This is a genomic window from Rhizobium gallicum bv. gallicum R602sp (assembly GCF_000816845.1).
Taxonomy (GTDB): Bacteria; Pseudomonadota; Alphaproteobacteria; order Rhizobiales; family Rhizobiaceae; genus Rhizobium; species Rhizobium gallicum.
On record NZ_CP006880.1, the window covers coordinates 1,012,327 to 1,031,530 of the forward strand.

Annotated in this window: 19 protein-coding genes and 1 pseudogene; 9 read left to right on the forward strand and 11 right to left on the reverse strand. The window is 59.2% G+C overall.

The features are described from left to right. Position 1: 1 nt before the first annotated feature. Positions 2-403 carry a hypothetical protein gene (locus tag RGR602_RS27960; RefSeq protein WP_040115299.1) on the forward strand — a complete coding sequence of 134 codons (402 nt, stop codon included), beginning with the start codon at positions 2-4 and terminating at the stop codon, positions 401-403. A 539-nt stretch (positions 404-942) separates the two neighbouring features. Here RGR602_RS27960 and RGR602_RS27970 read toward each other — a convergent pair. Then, positions 943-1,122, reverse strand: coding sequence for a hypothetical protein (locus RGR602_RS27970; RefSeq protein WP_040115303.1), 180 nt, complete (start codon positions 1,120-1,122; stop codon positions 943-945). Positions 1,123-1,267: 145 nt separating this feature from the next. On the opposite strand from RGR602_RS27970, the gene RGR602_RS27975 reads away from it, so the two are divergent. Continuing rightward, on the forward strand, positions 1,268-1,780 hold the full coding sequence (locus tag RGR602_RS27975) for a DUF2937 family protein (RefSeq protein WP_040115304.1): 513 nt from the start codon (positions 1,268-1,270) through the stop codon (positions 1,778-1,780). Between the two features lie 89 nt (positions 1,781-1,869). Here the strand turns inward: RGR602_RS27975 and RGR602_RS40055 are convergent. Continuing rightward, a pseudogene (locus tag RGR602_RS40055) lies at positions 1,870-2,045 on the reverse strand (IS110 family transposase); the annotation flags it as partial. Between the two features lie 643 nt (positions 2,046-2,688). On the opposite strand from RGR602_RS40055, the gene RGR602_RS27980 reads away from it, so the two are divergent. Continuing rightward, on the forward strand, positions 2,689-4,863 hold the full coding sequence (locus RGR602_RS27980; protein WP_040115305.1) for an adenylate/guanylate cyclase domain-containing protein: 2,175 nt from the start codon (positions 2,689-2,691) through the stop codon (positions 4,861-4,863). A gap of 20 nt (positions 4,864-4,883) precedes the next feature. On the opposite strand, the gene RGR602_RS27985 is transcribed toward RGR602_RS27980, so the two are convergent. From RGR602_RS27985 to RGR602_RS27995, 3 genes are all read right to left on the reverse strand, one after another. Further along, positions 4,884-5,393, reverse strand: a complete 510-nt coding sequence (locus RGR602_RS27985) for a YHS domain-containing (seleno)protein (protein ID WP_082046707.1) — start codon at positions 5,391-5,393, stop codon at positions 4,884-4,886. A gap of 13 nt (positions 5,394-5,406) precedes the next feature. Beyond that, positions 5,407-6,000 (reverse strand): ankyrin repeat domain-containing protein, encoded by a 594-nt coding sequence (locus RGR602_RS27990; RefSeq protein ID WP_040115306.1) that lies wholly within the window; start codon positions 5,998-6,000, stop codon positions 5,407-5,409. A 259-nt stretch (positions 6,001-6,259) separates the two neighbouring features. Next, positions 6,260-6,598, reverse strand: coding sequence for a hypothetical protein (locus tag RGR602_RS27995; protein ID WP_210263505.1), 339 nt, complete (start codon positions 6,596-6,598; stop codon positions 6,260-6,262). Positions 6,599-7,151: 553 nt separating this feature from the next. Between RGR602_RS27995 and RGR602_RS28000 the strand changes: the two genes are divergently transcribed. From RGR602_RS28000 to RGR602_RS28025, 6 genes are all read left to right on the forward strand, one after another. Then, complete coding sequence (locus RGR602_RS28000) at positions 7,152-7,874, forward strand: FadR/GntR family transcriptional regulator (protein ID WP_040115307.1); 723 nt, start codon at positions 7,152-7,154, stop codon at positions 7,872-7,874. Next, on the forward strand, positions 7,871-9,037 hold the full coding sequence (locus tag RGR602_RS28005) for a PLP-dependent transferase (RefSeq protein WP_040115309.1): 1,167 nt from the start codon (positions 7,871-7,873) through the stop codon (positions 9,035-9,037). The genes RGR602_RS28000 and RGR602_RS28005 overlap by 4 nt, the downstream gene beginning before the upstream one ends. 38 nt (positions 9,038-9,075) lie before the next feature. After that, positions 9,076-10,335 (forward strand): ABC transporter substrate-binding protein, encoded by a 1,260-nt coding sequence (locus RGR602_RS28010; protein ID WP_040116535.1) that lies wholly within the window; start codon positions 9,076-9,078, stop codon positions 10,333-10,335. An 85-nt stretch (positions 10,336-10,420) separates the two neighbouring features. Then, entirely contained in the window at positions 10,421-11,353 is a 933-nt protein-coding gene (locus RGR602_RS28015) for a carbohydrate ABC transporter permease (protein ID WP_040115311.1), read from the forward strand. A 4-nt stretch (positions 11,354-11,357) separates the two neighbouring features. After that, the gene (locus RGR602_RS28020) at positions 11,358-12,188 is read left to right on the forward strand and encodes a carbohydrate ABC transporter permease (protein WP_040115312.1); all 831 of its coding nucleotides are present in this window, start codon (positions 11,358-11,360) and stop codon (positions 12,186-12,188) included. Positions 12,189-12,192: 4 nt separating this feature from the next. Then, positions 12,193-13,248 carry an ABC transporter ATP-binding protein gene (locus RGR602_RS28025; protein ID WP_040115313.1) on the forward strand — a complete coding sequence of 352 codons (1,056 nt, stop codon included), beginning with the start codon at positions 12,193-12,195 and terminating at the stop codon, positions 13,246-13,248. Positions 13,249-13,314: 66 nt separating this feature from the next. On the opposite strand, the gene RGR602_RS28030 is transcribed toward RGR602_RS28025, so the two are convergent. The 6 genes from RGR602_RS28030 to RGR602_RS28055 all read right to left on the reverse strand — a co-directional run bounded on the left by RGR602_RS28030 (position 13,315) and on the right by RGR602_RS28055 (position 19,071). Then, complete coding sequence (locus RGR602_RS28030; protein ID WP_040115314.1) at positions 13,315-14,352, reverse strand: MBL fold metallo-hydrolase; 1,038 nt, start codon at positions 14,350-14,352, stop codon at positions 13,315-13,317. Positions 14,353-14,398: 46 nt separating this feature from the next. Beyond that, positions 14,399-15,061, reverse strand: a complete 663-nt coding sequence (locus RGR602_RS28035; RefSeq protein WP_040115316.1) for a peroxiredoxin — start codon at positions 15,059-15,061, stop codon at positions 14,399-14,401. Positions 15,062-15,263: 202 nt separating this feature from the next. After that, positions 15,264-16,307, reverse strand: coding sequence for a sulfate/molybdate ABC transporter ATP-binding protein (locus tag RGR602_RS28040; RefSeq protein ID WP_040115317.1), 1,044 nt, complete (start codon positions 16,305-16,307; stop codon positions 15,264-15,266). A 10-nt stretch (positions 16,308-16,317) separates the two neighbouring features. Further along, positions 16,318-17,190: a sulfate ABC transporter permease subunit CysW gene (gene cysW / locus RGR602_RS28045; protein WP_040115318.1), complete on the reverse strand. Its 873-nt coding sequence runs from the start codon at positions 17,188-17,190 to the stop codon at positions 16,318-16,320. Next, positions 17,180-18,037 (reverse strand): sulfate ABC transporter permease subunit CysT, encoded by an 858-nt coding sequence (gene cysT, locus RGR602_RS28050; protein WP_040115319.1) that lies wholly within the window; start codon positions 18,035-18,037, stop codon positions 17,180-17,182. Before cysT ends, cysW begins: the two co-directional genes overlap by 11 nt. Before the next feature lie 8 nt (positions 18,038-18,045). Then, complete coding sequence (locus RGR602_RS28055; protein ID WP_040115320.1) at positions 18,046-19,071, reverse strand: sulfate ABC transporter substrate-binding protein; 1,026 nt, start codon at positions 19,069-19,071, stop codon at positions 18,046-18,048. Positions 19,072-19,204: the final 133 nt, after the last annotated feature.

Here is a 19,204-nt window from a genome sequence, read left to right on the forward strand (position 1 = left end):
GATGATCAGAATGATTAATGACCCGGCAGAGCTGGCGGGCGAGGACATCACAGGCAAATATATACTGCGAAAGTTGAACTACCACTGGTTCGCCTACGGCAAGGCCGCCATTGTCACCGCGTGCAAGGGGACCATTCTGCACCTCGACCGTGAAGAGACTGTCTATTCGGAACGCTGGGGTCGCCGCGCCTATACCGGCACTGGTAAGCGTTATCCAGGCGGCGTGTGTCCTATCTCGGCAGTCGCCTGCGTCTGTGACACGGCAGACGATGTCAACGCTGTTATCCAGCTGGACGTTGAAGCGCAGGACGAATTCTACCAGCTGATTGCCAAAGCTGAAGCCAGGGTCCATGATCTTGCCGCTTCCTCACAAAATAACTTCTTTCTAGCGGCCGCCGAATAAGTGGCTGATGAGCGCTATCGCGCGGAAAAGAAATAGCGCTGATAGTTAAAGTGCTGAGTTGCTGGTGCGGGGGCAACGGCGTCGAGAACAAAAGGACTTTACGAGAGCAACAATGCCGATTTAGCTGGCCTTTCCAGACGGCCAAGTGGTCGCGGGCCGCGATAGGTCAGCAGCCAATGCTTCCGGCAAAACCAGAGCGTGATCGCCTCGCTCTCCTCGAAGTCGCAGCAGCATTCCGTACAGCGGGTGCGCGTCGCTGGTTGGTCGTAACCCGGAGGACCGCTTTGCCAGCTTTCATTGAAGCGCGTACTGAACGGCGAGACCAGCACAACAATCGCCATAATTTTGCGACTGAACTCACAAGACGCTGAGCCAGTTTTCTCACTTCAGCCTACCCGTGCGTTCGTCGAGAAGGATCGAGCGATGACAGCCGCCTTCTCGTAGATCAGCGCGCACAGAAAGATTTATGCGCCGCCGCGCCCAATGCGACTACAAGGCCGATATTCGGGTATGCACGGAACTACCGATTTCATGACGGATCAAAGGGCGACACCGGTCACCGGGTCGACAATCGGACGCTCTCTCTCGTCCCGCGCACCGGCTGGCGGAACCGCGGGTACTATCGCCTCCTTTTCAGCGGGATCAGGCTTCCCAGGCACCGGCTTGACATCTTTTGGACGGCGCTGTTCCCGAGTGGCGTTCATGTCCTTGGTGCTCATGGCAATCTCCCTTGTACCAAGAACACCGATGGTGGCAACCTGGTTCCAAGAAGGCGCTCCCGCCAGGATCTGACAAATTTCATCTCTCACCACGCAACCATCCGTGGATCGCGCCGTTTCGACATTGAACGACGCGAGGCTTCGGATGGGACTTCTGGCACGAATGTTGACAATAGTCATGGCGCTACTGGGTGGCGTCGTTTTCTCGCAAGGACCTGAATTTGCCCAACAGTACCGCCAGCGCATCGGTGGGGCCCTGGACGAATTGCGGAAAATCGTTGAAGCATTTGATTCCCAGGCCGTCCAAAACGGCCTCGACCGTCAGGAGGCCCTGAGCGTATATGCAGCCTCTCCTGAAGTCTTCCTCCGTAATCAGGGCGACGCGATGCGCCGGATATTCGAGCGTTACGACAGGCTCTCGGCACAGCAGCGGGAATTGGTACTGGAGCCTCCAGTCACTAGACCATTGGTGCTGCTGCGCCGCCCCGACCTGACACTTGCCACGAAAACCTGGAATGACTTCGTGCCAGCGGTTCCAGTCGATCTGGCAGGGCTGATCTGGGGGGCAGCGGGATGCATCTTGGGCTGGGCAACGGCAGCCGGTTGCGGTGCTGCGCGTCGTGGAATCACACGGGCGGCAGGCGTCCGCAGGGCGTGACCTGGCAGAGAATTGTGCCGTATCACGAACATAAGGAGCGCATGCGCGTCCGCATTCGGGCGGCGCCCGCTGTTTCCATATTCGCGATGTTTCGGCCGGCCGGCCATGAGGAAGCATGCGGTGCGCAAACCGATGCCCTTGAGCGACATCAGCACGCCGGCCTTGTTTGAGAGTTCTGCATCCGAGTGGAGGCAGGCTCGTCTACGACCGACTGGCGCTGCTCGAGCAGGAACTGCAGCGTCTGTTCGATCCACGCACGCGTTCTGGAAGTGCTCGGCGATGCCTCATGTTCGTTGCTGGATAATTGTCAACGACCCGATTTCCGGCCACTCGCCAACCAATAAAGCCATCCGAAAGCGTTCGCGGCTAGCAGGACGAACGAAACAGGCAGGAAGACTAAGCCTAAAAGCGAAGCAAAAAAACCGAGCGCGCCCAGTACGCCGACCCATAAGTGTCCGGGCTCGATGCCTGGCAAACACATTTCACTATTCATGGATCGGCAATACCACCACCGTCGCTCCATGCGCGTTAGCCAGTTGAAGCAGGCACTCTCAACAACCATCGGCCATGAAAACTATCCAAGCGTATAATGTCCTCTGCAGCCGCCTTGTCTTACACTCGAAGCGATTCTGAACAGGGAGCGGTCATGATGGTATACCCATACTTTGCCCCCCACGCGTCGCGTCCTCGGCATCCAACACCAGGAAATCCAGTGTGTTGGTCGCGGAGCCGGAAATCGACGTTTTTTCTCCTCTTGTTGCACGTCTCCTTTCTGAGGGGCTGGCGGTTCGGCTGCCTGCCTATGATGCAGCCGCGGGCTGCAAGCCGTACGAGATTGGCAACGCCTGCGCGCCTTCGACGTGGTAGAATAAACAGCTCTCTTACGACCTCGAAAGGGGGGCGGAGATATGGAGAGGCGGCTCACCGCGATACTTTCTGCCGATGTGGTCGGCTATAGTCTCCTCATGGGGGAGGATGAGGGCGGCACATTGGATCGCTTGAAAGCCTGCCGCCGGGAGTTGGTCGATCCCGCCATAAAGGAGTTCCACGGCCGTATCATCAAGCTCATGGGCGATGGTACGCTGGTTGAGTTCGCGAGCGTCGTAGACGCCGTCCGGTGTGCCGCAGTGATCCAGCGGGAAATGGCAGGCCGCGACCAAGGCGTATCCGAGACAAAGCGAATTCAGTTCCGGGTCGGCGTCAATCTCGGCGACATCATTGTCGAAGGAGATGATATCTACGGCGATGGCGTCAACATCGCCGCGCGCCTCCAGGGTATCGCCCCGCCAGGGGGAATCTGCATATCAGGCACTGCGTTCGATCACGCCGCGCACAAGGCCGACGTCGGGTTTTCAGCCCTCGGTGAGCAGCACCTGAAGAACATAGCCGATCCGGTTCGCGTGTATCGCGTCCTGCTCGATCCCTCCGAGGCGGGCAAGATTGTCGCCGCACCCGCCCGCCGGGCCGGACGGCGGGCTATCGTCTTGGCAACGCTCGCAGCGCTGTTGATCGCGATCACCGCGATTGTGGTGGCATGGCAATGGCAATTTGCGCCGCAACGTGCAACGATCGCGGTACTTCCGTTCGCCAACTTGAGCGGCGACCCCCGCCAGGATTATTTCACCGATGGAATCACCGACGATCTGATCACCGATCTTGCCAAGCTTTCGGACCTCGACGTCATCTCCCAGAATTCGGTGTTTGCCTACAAAGGCAAGCCCCGCGTTCTGGCAGACATCAAACGCGATCTCGGTGTCCAGTTTGTCGTTGAGGGCAGCGTGCGGCGGACCGACGGTCAGATCCGCGTCAACGCGCAACTGATCGATGCGGCAAGCGGCGACAATCTGTGGGCCAACCGATTTGCCCGCGGCGGGGCGGACGTGTTTGCCGTGCAGGACGAGATGAGCCGGCAGATCGCCGAAGCGCTCGGCCTGAAACTCACTCCGTCCGAGGCCGAGCGGATTGCCCGGCCGCCGACAGCAAATCTCGAGGCATACGACTACTACCTGCGGGCCGAGCAGGCGACGCGGACCGGCCGCCGTTCCCGGCTGCTCGAGGCGCTGGCGCTCTTCGACAAGGCGCAGGCCCTCGACCCCGGTTTTGCGGCGGCCTTCGCGGCGGACGCGCACGCTACCGCCTATGTCTGGCGGAGCGCCTACGACGACGTTCTACAGAGCGCGCCGGCGCGAAAAAGGGCCTACGACAAGGCAAGTCGCGCGCTGGCGCTCGACCCCGAACTTCCATCACCGTACGCTGTCCTTGCCGTCATGCAGGTCGTGGACCGCCGTTACGAACAGGCAATCATTTCGGCGCAGAAGGCGGTGTCCCTTGGATCCGCCGATGCCGAAGCTTATATGGCGCTCGCATACGTTCAACTGGTCTCCGGTAAGCATGACGGAGCCGCTGCGGCCGTCGAGACGGCGCTCCAGCATGATCCGAACCTCTCCGCCATCGACCGATACACTGCTGGTCTGGTTTTTTATCTGCTGCGCGACTACGCGAAGGCCATCGACAATTTCGAACGCGCCCGAGATGGTTCGCCGGGAAACGGCGAGTTCGTTACCCCTCTTGCCATGGCCTATGTCCGTGGCGGCCGCCTTGATGACGCCCGCGCGGCTGTCGCCGAGGGAATCCGCCTTCAGGCCGGGCGCGATTGCCTGGCAGGCTGGCGGCTCAGCTACGCCCACTTCCGCAAGCAGGATCTTGCGTTTATCCTCGATGGCTTGCGCGAGGCCGGCCTGCCGGAGTGGCCGTTCGGTTTCAAAGGCGACGAGCGTAACCGGCTGAACGGGGACGAAATCGCAAGCACCGTCATAGGCAAACTGCTGCGGGGCAAGACCGAGCCCTCAGGAAGCCAGGCACTCATGCAAATCGGCCTCGATGGCAGCGCGGCATTCCGCTCGTCGACGCAGTTGATGACCGAAACGGTTTCCATCAATGGAGACATGCTCTGCGAGCAAAGCGAGAATGCATTCGGTCAAGCAGATTGCGGTCCGGTCTACAGACGTGCCAACTCGGACGACGAGACCATCTATGCCTATGTGAACTCGACCAAGGTCTTCTATTTCTCGCCCGTGAAATAGAAGACCTGGTCGATCTTTTGTCAGTGATACTGATCCATTTCGAGATCGGCCGCGACCTTCGGCCAATTGTCGTCTGCCTTCGCCACGGCGTCTTCCGCGTGGGCGGCGAACCCCTCCGCATGCTTCTTGTCGTAGATCAGGTAAAGCTTGCCGTCGATGATCTTGAAGGCTTCCGGATCGATGTTGACCGTGACCGACCCATTGATCACCTCGCCCGCGCAGTAGCCGCCATACTGAGGCGCGTATTTGAGAGGCTCACTTATGAACATGTCGCGGTGTTCGGTGTTGGCGAAATGCCACGGCGTCCCCAGCCATTCGTAGGAGAATTTCTCTGATCCCTTCGTCGCCTTGCCTGCGGTGAAGTAGGCGACCGTGTCGTACCCCATGATCGCCACACCGCCGAAGTAGCCCGTGTTCACCGAGTCATCGGCGAAGGCAGGCGACCCACCGACAACCGCTGCCACTACCAAGACGGTCCCCGCCACAGAGCGTCCAATGCCTCGTGCGCGGCTTCTGGTCATTACTTCCATCTGAGCCTCCTGTTCAATCGTGGATTTCCATGCATTTCGCGTAACCCTGGTCGCCGAGGAGGCTGGCCGGAGGGCAGGTCGCGCCGTGCCGCTTGAACAGCCGGACGATGTCTGTGTTGCCCTTCCAGAATGCCCGCGCGATCGGCGTGTAGCCGTGAACCTCCGCGTGACCGACATCAGCGCCCTTGGCGAGCAGAAACTCGGCGAGGGCTGCGTGGTTTTCCTCACCGGCCACCATCAGCGGCGTCACCCCCGCCTTGTTGGCCGCGTCGTCAAGCGTCGCACCGTGGTCGAGCAGCAGCTTGCTGATCGGCAAGCTGCCGGAAAAGGCCGCGGCATGAAGGGGCGTAAAGCCGCCAGAATTGCGAGCCATGACGTCGGCATCTTTGCGGATCAGCAGTTCGGCTATGGCGAGCTTGTCTGCGAGGGCGGCGTTGATGAGAGGCGTCCCCTGGTCTCGTGCCCGACTGTCGACATCGGCACCCGCAGCCAGAGTCCGCTCGACGGCGACGGTGTCTCCCGCTGCAACGGCATCGAACAAGGGATCACCTGCGGCGGCCATTGTCGCCGCAAAAAACAACGCTACCGATGCAAGCAGCCGGCCCATGACTCCACCTTGGATGTTTCTAGTGAAAATAACACAAAATATAAGAGAAGCCTAAAACAACCTCGGCGCGCTAAGGGCGGGTTGTCAAATCAACGTTTCAGAAAGATAGTTCGCCCGAAGGTGTCGGGGCGAGTGGTGTTGTGCTCGTGCTCCATTCCAGCCGGTCACCGCCCGAAAGACAGTTATCGCGAACATGTCTCCCCTGCATAATGCCGAGAAAATGCTCGGCCTCGCGGCGGACGACGTCACTCAGGCGCTTTTAAGGGGAGGTCATGCGGTCTAGTACCGGCATCCCAGCGATGAGGCAGGCGGCGCCCGTCCATGCGAGCTTGCAGAGGAAGTGCAGCGCCTGGTCTACGTCCCATCCGAACTTCTTGCCGCATTTCGCCGCATCGATACGGAAGTGGATCGCCGTCTCGGCGACGCCGAAGACCACCGCCCAATGGAGAAGCTCGGGATTCGAGAGGCCGGCGACGGCGATCGCCACCGCGACAAAGCCGCCATGGATTCCCGCATGGGCCATCAGCACCTGCCGCGACGGCACTCCGGGGATTGGATTCCTACAGTTCTTGCCGTCCGCGATGAACTGCGACTGCAGGGCGAAAGTCGCCCAGATAATGGGCGAACATCATGCGTGCGTAGAGTTCCAAAGCCGTCATCGTATCACTCCCCAGCTCGCGTCGACATGGTCACGAGAACGGCGCTGAAAGAGCGTCCTGTAGCCAGATGAGGCTATCGTGTCTCGTTACCTGCGGACTTAGGTTCTTGGCTGCGAGGACATTGTTCACTAGCCGCTCCGCCTCAGTGAGACCACCCCAGCTCCACAGTCGCAAGGGGGAGGCCTGGGAACGCCTGCAGCCCCTGTCGCGAAATTTCACCTGATCGCTTGAAGACCCAACTCAGAACGGAAATTCGCCATTCCTACTCCGCAGCATACGAAACATCGGAAGCAGGAAGAAATTCCTATAATTGACCTAGATCGGCACTTTAGGAGAGTCTAATCGGCAGTTTTCCGAAAGGCAGGGTTTTTCGAAAAATTGGAATCTGCTCTTCATCAGCTTGCTCCACCTTGACGGAGCAGATTCTTTGCGAAATGCTAAGACGTCAGACCAATTTGAAAAGCTGGTGCTTTAAGAATCAATCGGTGAACCATGAAGGCACATGTCGGCGATACCCCCTTGATCCGGCCGCTTCCCGCCATGGATCGTGCGCGTCAGGTGACCGAGGCGCTGGCTCACTATGTTGAGGCGGCGAAGCTTAAGGCAGGCGACAGGCTGCCTGCCGAACGTGAACTTATGGCAGCCCTTGCTGTGGGTCGTTCGACTATTCGCGAGGCGATCCGGCACTTTCAGGCGCTGGGAGTGATTGAGACGCGCATGGGAAGCGGCACCTACCTGTTGAAACCGGTTTCCAAGGCGACCATCCACATGCCGCTGTCGCTTGACACGGCGCATCTTCGTGACGTCCTTCTGCAGACGCTGGAGGTTCGCCGCGGCATCGAATGCGAAGCAGGCATGGTGGCTGCGCGGCGCAGAACGGCCGGCGACCTCGCCGTCATCGAAGAGAAGCTCGATGAAATGGAGCGCGTGCACCAAGCGAAGGGCACGTCCGGTCCCGAAGACCTCGCCTTTCACATGGCTGTTTATGACGCAACCCATAATCCGCTGTTCGGCCAGCTTCTTGAGCAGATGCGCGAGACCTTCGAGCGCTTTTGGACTCATCCATTCGACCGGGAAGACTTTGCGCGCCGGTCCTTTCCGTTCCACCGCACGCTTTTCAACGCCATCGTTGCCCAGGACGCCGAGGCTGCCCGCGAAGAAACATTGAAAATCCTCGAGGTTGTCGAGGAAGACATCAAGGAAATGTCCAAATGAGCAACGGCTTGGAACCCTTCGAGCTTGCTTCGCTGATCACCGCCCATGACGAGGGCAACTTCGCGGATGCGGTCGTTCCGCCGATTTTTCAGACGTCGCTTTTCACCTTCTCCGACTACGATGACATGATCGCTTCCTATCGCGGCGAGAAGGTGCGGCCGATCTATACGCGTGGGCTTAATCCGACTGTGCGGATGTTCGAGGAGATGCTTGCCAAGCTCGAGGGCGCGGAAGATGCCCTCGGCTTTGCGAGCGGCATGGCGGCGATCTCATCGGCGGTCCTGAGCTTTGTAGAGCCCGGTGACCGGATCGTAGCGGTCAAACACGTCTATCCAGACGCTTTCCGCCTGTTTGGCACGATCCTGAAGCGGATGAGGATCGAGGTCAGCTATGTCGACGGGCGCGACGAGGAGGCAGTCGCCAAGGCGCTGCCCGGTGCGAGGCTCTTCTACATGGAAAGCCCGACGAGCTGGGTCATGGAGGCCCATGACGTTGGCTCGCTTGTGGCACTCGCCAAGCGGCATGACGCCGTTACCATGATCGACAACAGCTGGGCGAGCCCCTTCTTCCAACGGCCGCTGACATCAGGGGTCGATCTCGTTATCCATTCGGCTTCAAAATATCTCGGCGGCCACAGCGACGTCGTCGCCGGCGTTATTGCCGGTTCCAAGGAGATGATCGCGCGCATCAAGGCCGAGGCCTATCCCTATCTCGGCGCCAAGCTTTCGCCCTTCGACGCCTGGCTTCTCATCCGCGGTCTGCGGACGCTGCCGCTTCGCATGAAGGCCCACGAGGCTGCGGCGATGACCATCGCCCAGCGCCTGCAGAAATTCGATGTCGTCGAGCAGGTCTGTCATCCGGGACTTTCCAATCGTCTGCCCACTGGCCTCAACGGCACATCAGGGCTCTTTTCGTTCATTTTCCGCGAAGGTGTCGATATCCGCGCCTTTGCCGACCACCTCAAGCTTTTCAAACTGGGTGTAAGCTGGGGTGGGCATGAAAGCCTGATCGTACCGGGCGAGGTTGTGCTCCAGCAGAAAGCGCAGCCGAATTCCGCGCATGCCTTTGGCATTCATCCGCGGTCCGTACGCCTCCATGTCGGCCTTGAAGGAACCGAGGCACTGTGGAGGGATATCGAAGAGGCGATAGCCGCCGCTTCATAACCCGTCAACTGAAAGAACACCGAAAAGGGGGAATGAGCATGAAGAGACTGATAACTGCAACGCTCTTCGCAGCGATGATGGCAGGCACGGCTTTTGCCGATACGACGCTGAAACTCGTTGAAGTCATCACCAGCCCGGAGCGCACCGAGACCCTCAAATCGATCGTCGGTAAGTTCGAGGCCGAAAACCCGGGCACCAAGGTCGAGATCATTTCGCTACCGTGGAACGAAGCCTTCCAGAAGTTCGCGACAATGGTGTCGGCGGGCGATACGCCGGACGTGATGGAAATGCCGGACACCTGGCTTTCGCTCTACGGCAACAACGGCATGCTTGAAAGCCTTGAACCCTATCTGGAAAAGTGGGAGCACACCAAGGAGCTGACGCCGCGCGCGCTTGAACTCGGGCGCGATGTCAAGGATACGGCCTATATGCTGCCTTACGGCTTCTATCTACGTGCCATGTTCTACAATAAGAAGTTGCTACAGGAAGCAGGCGTTGCCGAACCGCCGAAGACGATGGACGAATTTTCCAAGGCCTCCGAAGCGGTCTCCAAGATCTCCGGAAAATATGGCTACTGCATGCGCGGCGGCCCGGGCGGCTTGAATGGCTGGATGATCTTTGCAGCCTCCATGGCAGGCGACAACAAGTACTTTAACGAAGACGGCACTTCAACGATGAACAGCCCCGGCTGGACAAAGGGCATCGAGTGGATGGTCGACCTCTACAAGAAGGGCTATGCGCCGAAGGACAGTGTGAACTGGGGCTTTAATGAGGTCGTTGCCGGCTTTTATTCCGGCACCTGCGCCTTTCTCGACCAGGATCCGGATGCTTTGATTGCCATTGCCGAGCGCATGAAGAAGGAAGACTTCGGCGTCATCCCGCTGCCCAAGGGGCCGGACGGCAAATCCTTCCCAACGATCGGCTATGCGGGATGGTCGATGTTCACGACGAGCCAGAACAAGGACCTTTCCTGGAAGCTGATTGCAACGCTTGAAGGCCCGGAAGGCAACATCGAGTGGAACAAGAAGATCGGCGCTCTGCCGGCCTATACTGCGGCCGAGAAGGATCCCTTCTATGCAGGCGACCAGTTCAGGGGCTGGTTCGAGGAACTGGCTGACCCCAACACGGTTCCGACCGTCATGCCGACCTACCTCGAAGAATTCGCCTTCTTCAAGGATTCGCTGGCGATCAAGACCTCGCAGCAGGCACTTCTTGGCGACATTACGCCGAAGGAACTGGCCGATCAGTGGGCCGACTACTTGACCAAGGCGCAGCAGAAGTTCCTGGCCAAAAAATAGGAGCCAGGGCGGCGGAGCGATCCGCCGCCGAACCTTCCCGACGAGACAGACGGCGCCATCAGGCCCGCGAACCGGAATTTGGCCGATGACTATGATCGCCGACACGTTGAACAGGCGCCACGATCGCAGGCCGTGGCTGAAGCGTCTTGCAGATGCCTCGGAGCCCTATCTCTACAGCGCACCGTCGCTGATCCTCATCATCGCGGTTATGTTGGCGCCGCTGACAGTGGGCATTTCCTACGCCTTTCGCGATATCCAGCTTCTGAACCCATTTTCCGGCGGTTTCATCGGGCTTGAGCACTTCCGAGCCCTTTCGAAAGATGCGGCCTTTTACGGCGCGCTTCGCAATACGCTGTGGTGGACCGGCGCTTCGGTGATCTTGCAGTTCATCTTCGGTCTCATCCTGGCGCTTTTGCTCGATAAGCCGTTCTGGGGCAGGGGCATCGTGCAGGCACTCGTCTTTCTGCCCTGGGCGGTTCCGTCCTTCCTTGCGGGCCTCAATTGGGCCTGGCTTTTCAATCCGGTGATCGGGCCCATTCCGCACTGGCTCTTCGGCCTCGGGCTGACCGGCGCCCCTGGCAACATTCTTTCTGATCCGCAATTTGCGATGTGGGGACCGATCATCGCCAATGTCTGGTGGGGCATCCCGTTCTTCGCGATCACGCTGCTCGCAGCGCTTCAGGCAATTCCTCGCGATCTTTACGAAGCCGCATCGATCGATGGCGCTGGCTGGCTCCAGCGCTTCCGTTCGATCACGCTTCCCTTCCTTGCGCCGACGATTGCCATCACGGTCTTGCTCCGCACCGTCTGGGTATCGAACTTTGCTGATCTCATTGTCGTCATGACTGGCGGCGGGCCGGCGGACCGGACGCAGATCGTCGCCAGCTATATCTTCACCCAGGCGTTCAGGCGGCTCGATTTCGGTTATGCCTCGGCGATCGCACTGGTTCTGCTCGCACTGCTGCTTGCCTATTCCATGCTGATCATCCTGCTGCGGCAGACCCTGCTGAAGGATTGAATTGATGAGACGATCCACAATTGCGACCATCGCTCATCGACTGGCAATCCTCTGCTATATCGGTTTCGCGCTCTTTCCGCTTTTCTGGCTGCTGAAGGTCTCGGTCACCCCGAACGACCTGCTTTATAGCGAGGGCGTGCGCATGTGGCCGTCGCGTTCGACATGGGAACATTATTCCTTTGTGCTTCAGCACAGTGCCTTTCCAACCTTCTTCAAGAACAGCCTTATCGTGTCGGCCTCGACGGCGGTGGCGGTGACGATCTGCGCGTCGCTTTCCGGTTATGCGCTGTCGCGCTTCAATTTCCGCGCAAAATACTGGATCGTTGCGCTGATGCTTTTGACGCAGATGTTCCCGCTGGTCATGCTCGTCGCACCGATCTTCAAGATACTCTCGCCGTTGCACTTGACGAACAGTCTGACGGGCCTCGTCGTCGTCTATACCGCCTTCAACGTGCCCTTCGCGACCTTCCTGATGCAGTCTTTTTTCGATGGCATCCCGAAGGATCTCGAGGAGGCTGCGATGATCGATGGAGCGACGCAGTTCACGGCCTTCCGGCAGATCATCTTGCCGCTGACGTTGCCGGGGATTGCGGCAACCCTCGGCTTCGTCTTCACCGCGGCCTGGAGCGAACTGCTGTTTGCGCTGATGCTTATCAACGGCAATGACGCGGCAACCTTTCCGGTCGGCCTCCTTACATTCGTCTCGAAATTCTCCGTAGATTTCGGGCAGATGATGGCGGCGGGTGTCATGGCACTCATTCCAGCCGGCCTCTTCTTCCTGCTCATTCAGCGTTATCTCGTCCAAGGCCTGACGGCCGGCGCGGTCAAGGGTTAGTCACATGGCATCGATCGATATCCAGAACATCAAGAAGGCCTACGGCCACGTCCAGGTGCTGCATGACATTGATCTCAAGATCAAGGATGGCGAATTCGTCGTCCTGGTAGGCCCGTCGGGCTGCGGCAAGTCGACCCTGCTGCGCATGATCGCGGGCCTCGAAGATGTCACTGGCGGCGAAATCCGCATTGCCGGGAACCGGGTCAATGAGTTGCATCCGAAAGACCGGGACATCGCAATGGTGTTCCAGTCCTACGCGCTTTATCCCCATATGAACGTCGCCGGCAACATGAGTTACAGCCTAAGGCTCAGGAAGACGGCGAAGGAAAAGATTGCGAGCGCGGTTGCAAATGCCGCCTCCAAGCTCGGCCTCGATCCGCTGCTTGAACGGCGGCCAAAGGCACTTTCGGGCGGGCAGCGGCAGCGTGTCGCCATGGGTCGGGCCATCGTTCGCCAGCCCAAGGCCTTCCTTTTCGACGAACCGCTCTCGAACCTCGACGCACGTCTTCGCGAACAGATGCGTGCTGAGATCAAGAAACTGCATGGCGACCTGAAGGCGACCTCGATCTATGTGACGCATGACCAGATCGAGGCAATGACGCTCGCCGACCGGATCGTCGCCATGCATGGCGGCGTGGTGCAGCAAGTCGGCAGCCCCCTCGAACTTTACGATCGGCCCGCCAATCTTTTCGTCGCGGGCTTCATCGGTTCTCCCGGCATGAATTTCCTGGAAGCGACATGCGAGGCGGGCGGGGTCAGGCTGAAGGACGGGACGCTTGTTCCGCTGTCGGCGCCGCTTGCGCTTTCGAGCGGCGCGAAAGTCACGCTCGGCATCCGCCCGGAGCATGTGGTCATGTCGGACCAAGGCGGAATGCGTGCCGAGGTCGAGCTCGTCGAACCGACCGGCTTCGGCATCATCCTGCATCTGTCGCTGCATGGCCTGCCTTTCAAGGTCTTCACGCTGGATCGCGAAGCGCTGACGGCCGGGCCCGAAGTTAGCGTATCCTTTCCGGCGCAGCATCTGCATCTATTCGACGGCGAGGGAAATAGGGCTGGCTGACGTATTTTTTCCGCCTCGACCGACTGACGACAATCGCCGTGGCGGCCCACGAATACCTCAGGTAGGTTATCGGATCACCGGCCCGTTCGCCTTCTTCCAGGCATCGATGCCGCCTTCGATGTGGCAGGCGCTGGCCAAGCCGGCATCCTGCGCGGCCTGGACGGCCATTGCTGATCGCTCGCCGAAAGCGCAGTAGAACACGATGCGCTTGCCGGTCGCCTCTGCCAGTTCATGCAACATGCCGCCGGTGCTGATGTTCTCCTGCAAGTCCGGATAGGGCGCATGAAGGGAGCCGGGAATTGTTCCATGTTTTTCCCGTTCTCCCTTCTCACGCAGATCGACGATTGCAATGTCGGGACGCCCGCTCAGCGCCAAGACCTCTGCCGCCGAGACGGCCCAGCCCTTGCGTGCAATCTCGTCCTGATGCAGGCCGATATGGATATTTGCAGGCACGGCCACATCCATCATCTTCGGATTTGGAAGCTTCAGGTTATTCATGAGATCGGCGTACTCGTCGGCTGATCTGACCTTCAGGCGTGGATTGAAGCGCTTTTCCTCGCCGATGGTAGAAACGGTGTCGCCCTTATAATCGTGCGCCGGATAGACCAGGGTCTCGTCAGGCAGTTTGAGGAGCTTGTTGAAGATGGAGTCATATTGCTGGAGCGGATTGCCGTTCTGGAAATCGGTACGCCCGGTGCCGCGGATGAGCAGCGTGTCGCCCGTAAAAACGCGGCCATTCATGAGGAATGAATAGGAATCGTCCGTATGGCCCGGTGTGTAGAGGACGTCGAGGCTCAGTCCCTCAATCGCCACACGGTCGCCTTCCGTGACGCGCATGGAGACGACATCGGCAAGCGTCTGCTCGCCCATCACTGTTACGCAATGGGTCCGGTCGCGCAGCGCACCGAGCCCGGTAATGTGGTCAGCGTGCAGATGAGTATCCACGGCCTTGACCAGCTTGAGGTCGAGCTCCTCGACCAGCTTGAGATAGCGGTCGACCTTTTCGAGCACTGGATCGATGATGAGCGCCTCGCCTCCCTTTCGGCTGGCGACGAGATAGGTGTAGGTGCCGGAGACACTGTCGAAGAGCTGGCGGAAGATCATCGGCACCTCCCTTTTGCAGATTGCTCCACCGGATGTCGCACCGCACCTATGCCTCTGGCTGCGGGACGATCCGGATGTAGGGCTTTGGTGCGGTCCATCCGTTCGGATAGATCGTCCTGGCCTCGTCGTCGCTCACCGAGCCGGCGATGATGACATCCTCACCCTGTTTCCAATTCGCCGGCGTGGCAACCTTGTGCTTGGCGGTTAGCTGGAGCGAGTCGATCACCCGCAGCACTTCATCGAAATTGCGGCCGGTCGTCATCGGATAGACAAGGATCAGCTTGATCTTTTTGTCGGGGCCAATGACGAAGACGTTGCGCACGGTCTGGTTGTCGGCCGGCGTTCGCTTTGTCGGATCGCCGGAGACTGCTGCGGGGAGCATGCCATAAAGCTTCGATACGTTGTAGTCGGTATCGGCAATCATCGGGAAATTCGGTGCAGCGCCCTGCGTTTCCTGGATGTCGCTTGCCCAACCGGCATGGCGATCGACAGGATCGACCGATAGGCCGATGATCTTTACGCCACGCTTGTCGAATTCGGGTTTGATCCTGGCCATGTAGCCCAGTTCAGTGGTGCAAACGGGCGTGAAATCCTTGGGATGCGAAAACAGGACAGCCCAGGAATTGCCGATCCAGTCGTGAAACCCAATCTTGCCTTCAGTCGTTTCTGCCTGGAAATCCGGTGCGGTATCGTTGATCGCGAGAGACATGAACCCCTCCATCTGACACATGGTTGCCGAAACGTTTCGCCGCGTATGGTTGATCTATATTCTGCTAAATTAGGAAATGCGCAATATTTAAGTGCGGCGGCTCTTGTAGAAGCCGCCGGCAATGTATTGGAGAGGGGCAGGGCAATACAGTTGAACTTTCGGGTTTTGGCCATTCTACCCCTTTTGGAGTGGGCAAGGATCGTCAGGCGTTCCTGAACAGCTTCCAGCGTTTGGGGCGGAAGGCGATGCGGTTGCGGTCAAGGCTGTCAGCTTGCTCGGGCGGCAATTCGAGCTCGATCGACGGGTGATCCTTGCCGATGTTGACCTCGATGTGACGCGTGCCGGCAACGCGGCGGCTGGAGACGAGCAGACCGGCGATGCATCCACCGCAGCCGTCGCGCAGTTCGATGTCGTGCGGTCGGAAATAGAGCTGCGCGCTGCCGTCCCTCTCATTGTCCGCCTTCAAGCCAAGGGGACGGTCTTCGAACCAAAGTTCGCCCCCGGCAACACGCACATCCAGACAATTCGACTGACCCACGAAACCGAAGACGAAGGGCGAATTCGGATTGTCGTAGACCTGGTCCGGTGTGCCGACCTGCTCGATCGCGCCTTGGCTCATGACGACGACGCGGTCGGCAAGTTCCATGGCTTCGTCCTGGTCGTGCGTGACAAAAACCGTGGTGTGACCGGTGCGGTCATGAATCTCACGGAGCCATTTGCGCAGGTCCTTTCGCACTTGGGCGTCGAGCGCGCCAAAAGGCTCGTCGAGAAGCAGTACGTTCGGCTCTACCGCAAGAGCGCGCGCGAGCGCGACGCGCTGGCGCTGGCCGCCCGAGAGCTGGGCCGGATAGCGCTTTTCCAGACCGGAAAGCTGCACGAGATCCAGCAGTTCCAGCGCGCGGCTGCGGATCTCGGACTTTGTGGGACGGCGCGCTGCATCGCGCACCTTCAGCCCGAAGGCGATATTGTCGAGCACCGTCATGTAGCGGAAAAGAGCATAGTGCTGAAACACGAAGCCGATATTGCGCTGTTGCACGGTCTTTTTCGAAGCATCTTCATCGCCGAAGTAGATCAGACCTTCGGTCGGGCTTTCGAGGCCGGCAATCAAGCGCAACAGCGTCGTCTTGCCGGAGCCGGATGGACCGAGCAACGCGATCAGCTCTCCTGAACGGATATCGAGCGAGATGTCATGGAGCGCCGGGAAGCGGTCGAATTCCTTGCGCAAGTTTTGAACGCGTACTTCCATTCTAATTCCTTCAGTGCCGCCGGCTGGCAGCGATTTCTTCGCTGTATCGCATTTCGAGCAGCGTCTTCAAAACAAGGGTCACAAGCGCAAGCAAGGCAAGCAATGTTGCAACGGCAAAAGCGCCGGTGAAATTATACTCGTTGTAGAGAATTTCCACCTGCAACGGCATGGTGTTCGTCTGGCCGCGGATGTGACCGGAGACGACCGAGACGGCGCCGAACTCGCCCATGGCGCGGGCGTTACAAAGAAGCACGCCATAAAGCAGGCCCCATTTGATGTTGGGAAGCGTCACATGCCAGAAGGTCTGCCAGCCGCTGGCACCCAGTGACAGGGCCGCTTCTTCATCCGCCGTTCCCTGTTCCTGCATCAACGGGATCAGTTCGCGCGCGACGAAGGGAAAGGTGACGAACATTGTGGCAAGGATCAGTCCGGGCGCTGCGAAGAGGATCTTGATGTCGTGCGCGTCGAGCCATTTTCCGAGATAGGTATTGGCACCGAAAAGCAGCACGAATACGAGGCCGGAAATAACCGGCGAGACGGAGAAGGGCAGGTCAATCAGGGTCGTCAGGATGGCCTTGCCCTTGAATTCGAACTTGGCGATCGCCCATGCGGCCGCGACGCCGAAAAATAGGTTCAACGGCACGCTGATGCCGGCGACGATAAGCGTCAGGCTTATCGCCGAGAAAGTCTCGGCGTCCTGCAGCGCCTCGAAGAAAGCACTCCCTCCCTTGCGGAAGGCCTCGACGAAGACAGCCGCAAGCGGCAAAAGCAGAATAAGGAGCAGGAAGATCAGCGACAGGATGATGAGCGTCCAGCGGGCGAACCTCGTCTCGGTGACGACCGATCGGACCTTGGTTGGGCGAGTGATCGTGTCAGATGCCATTCCCGTACCTCCGCCTGCTCCAGCTCTGGATGAGATTGATCACGAGCAGCATGATGAACGAGATGATCAGCATGACTGCCGCAATGCCTGTCGCGGCCGCGTAGTTGTATTCTTCCAGCTTGATGACGATCAAAAGCGGCGCAATCTCTGACTTGAACGGCAAGTTGCCGGCGATGAAGATGACCGAACCGTATTCGCCGACCCCGCGTGCAAAGGCCAATGCAAAGCCTGTCAACACGGCAGGCGCGAGGGCTGGAAGAAGGACACGGAAGATCGTCTGGAAGCGATTGGCACCAAGTGTTGCTGCAGCTTCTTCCACCTCCTTGTCGATCTCTTCCATCACCGGCTGCACGGTACGCACGACGAAAGGCAGGCCGACAAAGACGAGGGCAACGACGATGCCGACCGGTGTGAAGGCGATCCTGATGCCAAGCGGCGTCAGGAACTGGCCGATCCAGCCGTTCGGTGCATAGAGTGTCGTCAGGGCGATGCCGGCAACCGCGGTCGGCAGTGCAAAAGGCAGATCGACCATGGCATCGATCACCCGCTTGCCGGGAAAACGGTACCGCACCAACACCCACGCAAGGACGACGCCGAAGACGGCGTTGACACAGGCCGCGGCAAAAGCCGCGCCGAAGCTGATGCGAAGCGCGCTCAGCGTGCGCGGATCGAGTGCAATTGACGAGAACTTGTCCCAGCCAAGCTCGCTCGAACGCCAGGCAAGGCCCGAGAGGGGGATGAGGATCAAAAGGGTGAGCCAGGTCAAGGTAAGGCCGAGCGCCATTCCAAATCCTGGAATGACGCTCGGCCGTTTGAACCGCCACCGCGTGGGGCTATGTGCTTTCATGCGAGGTATTATTGGGCCGGCTTGTAGATTTGGTCAAATACGCCGCCATCACCGAAGAATTTCGGCTGTGCTTCCTTCCAGCCGCCGAAGTCGTCGATGGTGGCGAGCTTCAGGTTCTGGAAGCGGTCAATGTCCGCCTTGTCGGCGACCTCCGGCTTGCTCGGGCGGTAGAAGTGCTTTGCAGCGATCTTCTGGCCTTCGTCGGAGTAGAGATAGTTGAGATAGGCTTCGGCAACCTTGCGCGTGCCCTTCTTATCGACATTGCCGTCGACGACCGCAATCGGCGGATCGGCGCGGATGGACAAGGTCGGCGTGACGATCTCGAACTGGTCCGGCCCGAGCTCCTCCAAGGAGAGATAGGCTTCGTTTTCCCAGGCAAGCAGAACATCGCCCAGGCCGCGCTGGACGAAGGTCGTCGTTGCGCCGCGAGCCCCGGTATCGAGAACTGGAACGTGCTGCAGGAGCTTCGTCACGAAATCCTGCGCTTTGGTGTCGTCACCGCCGTTTGCCTGCTTGGCCCATGCCCAGGCGGCGAGGAAATTCCAGCGCGCGCCGCCCGAAGTCTTCGGGTTCGGCGTAATGACCTGAACGTCATCCTTGATCAGGTCGCCCCAATCCTTGATACCCTTCGGATTGCCCTTGCGGACCAGGAAAACGATGGTGGAGGTATAGGGCGCCGAATTATTCGGGAATCTGGATTTCCAGTCGGCTGGGATCTTGCCGGTCTTGCTGGCGATCGCATCGATATCGCCTTCGAGTGCGAGGGTCACGACATCGGCCTCAAGACCATCGATGACGGACCGCGCCTGGGCGCCCGAGCCGCCGTGCGAGGTCTGGATCGTGACCGTCTCGCCGGTGTCCTTCTCCCATTTTGCGGCAAAGGCGGCGTTGAAATCCTTATACAATTCACGCGTTGGATCGTAAGACACGTTGAGAAGCGTCTGATCGGCTAAAGCCGGGGCAGTGGCGCCGATTGCGACGCTGCCTGCAAAGACAGCGGCCGCGAGGAGCCGGGTGATCCGTATTGACGGCATGGGGAACCTCCTTCGTTCTACTTAAACTCTATCAACTTGGTCGTATAACGAAACGAAAGTTCTTCCGGTTCCTGATGTGCTTTTAGAAACCCATCCCATTCCGCTGGCGAAAACGAAACGGACGTCCCGACCG